Source organism: Mesorhizobium sp. P3_A9 (assembly GCF_056402975.1).
The window spans coordinates 1-525 of the sequence record NZ_JBFUGJ010000840.1 but is presented as its reverse complement, the minus strand read 5'-3'; the positions used below and the strand labels follow the sequence as shown (position 1 = coordinate 525).

Below are 525 nucleotides of genomic sequence, written 5' to 3'. Positions count from 1 at the left end.
CAGCTACAGCAAACTGAACGAGGTCCGCCGCGAAAAATACCTGGCGCTCAAGGCGCTGGGCTACGATTTCGCCAGCTACATCAGCTCCAGGGCAACAGTGCTCAACGACGGCAAAATCGGCGAAAACTGCTTCATTCTCGAAAACAACGTGATTCAGCCTTTCGCATCGATCGGCAACAATGTGACGCTGTGGAGCGGCAATCACATCGGGCACCACTCGCGCATTGCCGATCATTGCTTTCTTGCCTCGCATATCGTGGTCTCAGGTGGGGTCGATATCGGTGAGGCCTGCTTCCTGGGTGTCAACGCGACGCTGCGCGATCATATCCGTGTCGGCGAGAGGTGTGTGATCGGCGCCGGAGCGTTGATCCTGGCGGATGCGGCGCCCGACGGGGTCTATCTCGGCAACGCGACGGAGCGGTCGAAAGTGCCGAGCTCTCGGCTGAGAAAGATATGACGCGACTACGCTTCAAGCGCGCCGGATTGGTATGCCGGCCTGGCGGCTCGTCCTGGGAGCGCTCACAT

At 59.6% G+C, this 525-nt stretch carries 1 protein-coding gene; it reads left to right on the top strand.

Annotated features, from left to right (window positions below):
- Nucleotides 1–457: acetyltransferase (locus AC1DX0_RS37035; protein ID WP_477359672.1), on the top strand; the 457-nt coding region annotated here is incomplete at its 5' end.
- Nucleotides 458–525 lie beyond the last annotated feature (68 nt).